We start from the raw sequence: 2,909 nt of genomic DNA, 5'->3' as shown, positions 1-2,909 counted from the left end.
CTGCACCCTCGATCGCATAATCGATCAGTTCTTCATGGCGCTCGCGCCGGGTCAGCGCGGTGTAGATCTGCGGAATGATCTTGCCGTCGGGGTCGTAGCTGTCGGCGTTGACCGCCGAGACCGTGCCAATACCGCCCGCCGCGGCCCAGGCGCCGGCCGACGCATGGTTGGTCGCGGCCACGCCCTTGCCACCCTCCACGATCGGCCAGACTTCCTGGCCGTTATAGATGATGGGCTTCAGACCTTTGAACAAGACGACCTCCAGATTAACATATGTTCGATATAGCCAAAGGGCGCCGGTTAGCGAGCAAATTGCGACTCAGCTCAAGGCTCCCGGACGGCCTATTGCGGCCTCATAAAGGCCGGCATAACGTGCGATCATTACGCTTTCGTCATAATCCGCAACCGCTTTCCTGCGGTTTTCGGCACCCAGTGTCGTCCGGAGCCCTGGGTCGCGCGCCAGCGCCTCGATCGAATCGCGCAACCTCACCTCACTGGTGTAATCAACGATATAAGGGGTGTTCGGATCCGATACCATGCTGCGGATATCGCCGATATCGGGGGCGGCGACCGGCAAACCCGCCGCCATCCCCTCGATCACCGCAATCGGAAATTGCTCGCTGCGCGACGACAGCGCCAGAATATCGAACAGCCCGATATAGCGATGCGGCTCGGGCAGGAATCCCGGCATCACCAGCCGATCGGACAGCCCCATCAGATCGGCGGCATCGACGATCGCCTCGCGCTCCGGACCTTCCCCTATGATGACCAGCCGGATGCGCGATGAACAGCCGCCGACCGCGCGAACCAGCGCGGGCAGGTCCTTGACCTCACGCAAGCCGGCCAGCGTGCCGACCACCACCTCACCCGGCTTGCGCTTAAGGCCCGGGATCGCATTGGCGACCGGCTTGCCGGCATAGGTGCCGGTGGAAATGCCGTTGACGATGCGGTGTACGCGCCCAACCGGCTGTTTCCAGATGTCCAGCGCAATGCGGTGCAGCGTCTGCGACGGCACCACCATCGCATGCGCGGCGGGCAGCGCGATGCGGCGATAGAGATTGCGCTCGAGCTTCAGCCCCTTCGCCTCGTCCGAATTGAATCCGTCCTCATGATGGATCAGCGGCGGCATGCCTTTGGAAAAGACGCGCCGCGCCATCACCCCGTCAATCGCGCCCCAATTATAGGTCAGCACCAGGTCGAAGCGTCGCATATAGTGCGCGATCGCCTCGAACCGTGCGACCGAGGGCCGCCCGGTCAGCGGCGGCGGATCCTGCGCGATCTCATATTTGACACCCTTCGCGATCGCACCGCGCGCGCCAAGCTGGTCAGGCATACCCGACACGATGGTGTGCCGTGCGCGGTCACCCCAGACATTCATCAGCCGGACCGAACGCGCCTCCTTGCCGCCCAGATCGAAGGTCGAATGGAGGTGAAGAATGTTGACCGGCTGTGCCATGCGCCGCGAACTAGCGTGGAAATCCGCCCGCGTCATGTGCTTCTCCCCTGCCCGTTCCGTTACGGCGGCTGAGCGTGTGGCGGTGGCTGGCGCGGCACTCCTGGTCGGCGATTGCCGCGCGCCTCGCATTTGCCGGGCTCCTGTTATCTCCTGTTTTTGAGATTTATTTTTTCGGCTCCTGTTATACCGCCGTCCTTCCACAAAACTTTTATTCAATATCAATCTGTTAAGGCGAGTTTCTTCGACTGTCCAAACCGCCATAACAGGAGGAATAACAGGACCAATAACAGAGCCATAACAGGAAGGCCCATCACCCCTCTCCTGCAGAAACAGGAAGCGGCCCGATTCAACCGGCAGCGAAAATCTGATTGGAAAGCGATCGGATGACTCATGGAAGGGTAGTGACATGATCGAGCAGGATCTTGAATCGGGTCGAAACGGGACAGCGACCCACACGCGGCCGGAAAGCACGGGAAACACAGGCGAAGCGATGCCGACAATCAGTGGGCGTTTCGTCAAGGGTCAGTCAGGGAACCCGGCAGGCCGGCCACGCATTCGCGGCGCGACCGGTCGCCCGGGTGATCGCCTGCCCGGGGCGGATGAACCGACGCGGAAAATCATCCTGGAGGAAGCGTATCGCACCGTCAGGGTGAAGGACGGAGACACCGAGATCGAGATGCCGGCGCACCGCGCGGTGTTCCGCGCGCTGACCGAGGCAGCGATGAAAGGCAACCGGGCGGCGCAGCGACAATGGACCGCGATCGTTCAGGCGGCCGAGGCCGCGCAAAAGCAGCAGCAGGTCGCCTTGTTCGAGACGCTCGAGCGCGACGGAGTCAGTGCACGCTATTCCAGCGTGAGGAGCGATTATGTGGAGGTCGGATCGTTCGACGACGAGATTCTGGCGGGCCTGACCGGCGGCGTGTCAATCGTCCGGCCGGTAGCGGATGGAGATGAGACATGAGCTCCTTTTCCGACAGCATAGCTCGTATCGCCGACACCCAGTCGCTTGCCGAACTGGCGCGCAAACATACCCGGGTCGCGCTCGACGCAATCGCCGCGATCGCGGCCAGCAACACCGCGCGCGACACGACCCGGATGGCCGCCGCAGCGCTGCTGCTCAATCGCGGCTGGGGCAGGATTGGATTTGATCTGGACGGCGATGACGAGCCGAATACCGATTTGGCCAAGCAGATGGAGGCGGCCGGGCGCCGGCTCGACGCAATTAACGCCGAGAGGCGCGCAGTGACAATTGCGGCGCGGCAGGGATGTGGGTGTACGGCGTGTCTGGAGGACCTGCTTAAGGGGCCGCTGTGAGAAAGATGACGACTGAACTGATGGGGTGGATGCCCCCTTCGCCCGGCATCGTATGATGCCTGACCGGCGCGACAGTGCGCTGGAGAAGGAGGAGCACATGACTGACGTTCACATTCTCGCGATCGATCTTGCCAAGCGC

At 62.4% G+C, this 2,909-nt stretch carries 3 protein-coding genes and 1 pseudogene; 2 read left to right on the top strand and 2 right to left on the bottom strand.

Translation table 11 applies throughout. The features are described from left to right. Positions 1 to 253, bottom strand: a pseudogene (locus ACRECS_RS27325) (nitronate monooxygenase); the annotation flags it as partial. Positions 254 to 319: 66 nt separating this feature from the next. After that, on the bottom strand, positions 320 to 1,456 hold the full coding sequence (locus ACRECS_RS27320; RefSeq protein ID WP_431586123.1) for a glycosyltransferase family 4 protein: 1,137 nt from the start codon (positions 1,454 to 1,456) through the stop codon (positions 320 to 322). 490 nt (positions 1,457 to 1,946) lie between these two features. On the opposite strand from ACRECS_RS27320, the gene ACRECS_RS27315 reads away from it, so the two are divergent. Further along, positions 1,947 to 2,417, top strand: a complete 471-nt coding sequence (locus tag ACRECS_RS27315) for a DUF5681 domain-containing protein (protein ID WP_431586122.1) — start codon at positions 1,947 to 1,949, stop codon at positions 2,415 to 2,417. Then, entirely contained in the window at positions 2,414 to 2,770 is a 357-nt protein-coding gene (locus ACRECS_RS27310) for a hypothetical protein (RefSeq protein WP_431586121.1), read from the top strand. Before ACRECS_RS27315 ends, ACRECS_RS27310 begins: the two co-directional genes overlap by 4 nt. Positions 2,771 to 2,909: the final 139 nt, after the last annotated feature.

This window comes from Sphingomonas sp. (genome assembly GCF_050725575.1).
In the GTDB taxonomy this organism is placed as follows: domain Bacteria; phylum Pseudomonadota; class Alphaproteobacteria; order Sphingomonadales; family Sphingomonadaceae; genus Sphingomonas.
This window is presented reverse-complemented; position numbering and strand designations above follow the sequence as displayed.

Coding starts and splice junctions, on each gene's coding strand:
- ACRECS_RS27320 (WP_431586123.1), bottom strand. CDS start 1,456: ATGGCACAGCCGGTCAACATTCTTCACCTCCATTCGACCTTCGATCTG.
- ACRECS_RS27315 (WP_431586122.1), top strand. CDS start 1,947: ATGCCGACAATCAGTGGGCGTTTCGTCAAGGGTCAGTCAGGGAACCCG.
- ACRECS_RS27310 (WP_431586121.1), top strand. CDS start 2,414: ATGAGCTCCTTTTCCGACAGCATAGCTCGTATCGCCGACACCCAGTCG.